The following is a 3,052-nucleotide window of genomic DNA, read 5'->3' on the forward strand; positions in this document are numbered from 1 at the left end:
GAGCTCCACCGTCGCGGGTGCCGCCACGGAAACGCTGCGGGTCTGTCCGTAGCGGTGCATACGCTGACGAAATGCGTTTCGGGGTGCTGGGGCCGCTCGCCGTGTGGACGGACGGCGGCGAGGTGCGGGTGCCCGAGACGAAAATCCGCACGCTGCTGGCCGTGCTGCTGGCGGACGCGGGACGTCCCGTCTCGGTCGACCGGCTGCTCGACGCCCTGTGGGGCGACCGGCCGCCGGGCAACCCGACGGGAACGCTGCAAGCCCGGGTGTCGCAGCTCCGCGGCGTCCTGGACCGCGCCGAATCCGGCGCCCGGGCGCTGATCGCCGCGCGCCCGTCCGGCTACGTGCTGGACGTCGCCCCGGAGGCGGTCGACGCCGGACGGTTCGGCGCATTGCTCGTCCGGGCGCGGGAGGCCGCCGACCCGCTCGCCAGGGCGCGGCTGCTGGGCGACGCGCTCGCGCTGTGGCGCGGCCCGGCGTTCGACGGTTTCGCCGACGCCGGGTTCGCGGCACCCGTGGTCACCGATCTGGAGGAGCGGCGCCTCGCGGCGCTGGAGGAGCGGGCCGAGGCGCGGCTCGACCTCGGCGAGCACGCCGCGCTGGCCGCGGAACTGGCCGCCCCGGTCGCGCTGCATCCGCTCCGCGAGCGGCTCCGCGCCGCGCACCTGCGCGCCCTGCACCGCGCCGGACGGCGCGCCGAGGCGCTCGCCGGCTACCACGACCTGCGCGAACGCCTCGCCGACGAGCTGGGCACCGACCCCGGCCCGGATCTCGCGGCGCTCTACCAGTCACTGCTGGAGCAGGATCCCGCCGAGGAGAGCCGTCCGCGGACGCAACCGCCGCTGCCCGCCGCGCTGGACGAACTGATCGGCCGCGACCAGGCGGTCGAGCAGGCCCGCGCGCTCCTCGCCACCGAGCGCCTGGTCACGATGACCGGACCCGGCGGCGTCGGCAAGACCCGCCTGGCCCTGGAGGCGGCGGCCCGCTCGTCCGGCGACCACCCGGACGGCGTATGGCTCATCGAACTGGCCCCGGGCAACCCCACCACGGCATCAGAGATCGCCGAACACGTGGCACGAGTCCTCGGGCTGCACGACGAACGGTCACGCAACGGGAACGCACACGATCCGGAGGCGCGCGACCGGGGGGTGCGTGGGACCGCTTGGGGGGTTGGGGATGACCCTCTGGGGCGGCTTGTGGGGGTTCTGCGCGCGCGGCGGGCGTTGCTCGTTCTGGACAACTGCGAGCATGTCGTGGAGGCCGCCGCGGAGCTGGCGGCGGCGCTGGTGCGGGGCGCGCCCGGCCTGCGAATCCTCGCGACCTCGCGGGAGCCGCTGGGCGTGCCCGGTGAGCGGGTGCAGAGCGTCCCGCCGCTGGACCTGCCGGAGCCCGGAACCGCGCCGGACGCGCTGGCGGAGTACGGCGCCGTCCGGTTGTTCGCCGCACGCGCGCGGGCGGCGGACCCCGGGTTCGCGCTCGACGCGGCGTCCGCGCCGTCCGTCGTCGCGATCTGCCGTCGGCTCGACGGCATCCCGCTCGCGCTGGAGCTCGCGGCGACCCGCGTCCGCGGGCTCGGGGTGAAGGAGCTGGCGGCGCGGCTGGACGACCGGTTCGCGATCCTCGCGGGCGGCAGGCGCGGCGTCCCCGACCGGCAGCGGACGCTCCGCGCCGTCGTCGACTGGAGCTGGGGGCTGCTGACCGGGCCGGAGCGCGTGGCGCTGCGGCGCCTCGCCGTGCACGCGGGCGGCTGCACCGTGGAGGCGGCCGAGGAGGTCGGCGGCTCCGGCGCCGGCGTGCTGGCCCGGCTGGTGGACCGCTCCCTCGTCGTCCGCGGCGGCGACGGCCGCTACCGGCTGCTGGAGTCGGTCGCCGCGTACGGCCTGGAGCGGTTGCGGGAGGCGGGGGAGGAGGACGAGCTGCGCCGCCGCCACGTCCTGTACTACACGGGGCTGGCGGAGCGGGCCGCTCGGGGCCTGCGCGGGCCGGCGCAGCGGGAGTGGCTCGACCGGCTCGACGGCGAGTCCGCGAACCTCCGTGCCGCGCTCGACGGCGCGTCCGGTGATCTGGCGATCCGGCTGGTGAACGCGCAGAGCTGGTTCTGGTACCTGCGCGGCCGTTTCGCCGAGGCGCGGCGCGCGTTGACGACGGCGCTGGCGCGGCCGGGCGCTTCCGCGCCCGCCCGGCTGGAGGCGGAGATCTGGCTTGCGGGCATGGTCATGGCGTCCGGTGAAGGCGTCGATACCGACGAGCTCCGCCGGACCGCGCTCGAACCCTATGAGAGGCAGGCCGGCGAGCCCAGGGGCGAACTCGCCCGAGCGAGGGCGGAGTGGTTCCTGAGTCAGGTGCACTGGGCGTACGGCGACCTCGCGGCGAACGAGGCGCGTGTCGATCGTGCGCTGGCGGCGTTCCGCGCGCACGGCGACGAATGGGGACGGGCCGCGGCGCTTGCCCTGCGCGCGAAGCTGGCCGTCCGGCGCGGCAACCTGGAGGTGATGGAGCGGGACGGCGCGGAGAGCCTCGCGCTCTTCACCTCCCTGGGCGACGCGTGGGGACGGCTGGAGGCGTCCGACGTCCTCGCCCGCCGCGCCGAGATCACCGGCGACTACGCGGAGGCGGCCCGGCTCCGGCGCGCGGAGCTCCGCCTCGCCGAGGAGCTGCGCATGTGGCCCGAGGTGGCGTTCCGGCTCGCCGAGCTCGGCCGCGTCGCGCTGCTCACCGGCGACCTGGCGGAGGCCCGCGCCCTGCACGAGCGGGCGCTGCGCGTGGCGTCCAGGCGGGCCGCGCGGTCCGCGGAGGAGTTCGCGGAGATCGGCCTCGGGTTGGTGGCGCGGCGGCTCGGCGACCTGGACGCCGCCGAGGCGCACCTGCGCGCCCGGCTCGGCTGGCTGCGCGGCATCGGCGGGACGGCCGGGATCGCGTTCCTCCACGCCCAGCTCGGCTACGTCGCCGAGCAGCGCGGGGACGCCGCGGCGGCGCTCGCCCTGCACACCGAGGGGCTCGCCGCCGCCCGCGCGATCGGCGACCCGCGGGCCGAGGCGCTCGCGCTGGAGGG

General features: G+C 77.2%; 1 protein-coding gene. It reads left to right on the forward strand.

What is annotated here, in order from left to right; all coding sequences use genetic code 11:
• Positions 1–71: 71 nt before the first annotated feature.
• On the forward strand, positions 72–3,052 hold a 2,981-nt coding region (locus E1300_RS48805; protein WP_131764053.1), incomplete at its 3' end, for an AfsR/SARP family transcriptional regulator.

Source organism: Actinomadura fibrosa (assembly GCF_900659615.1).
In the GTDB taxonomy this organism is placed as follows: Bacteria; Actinomycetota; Actinomycetes; order Streptosporangiales; family Streptosporangiaceae; genus Spirillospora; species Spirillospora fibrosa.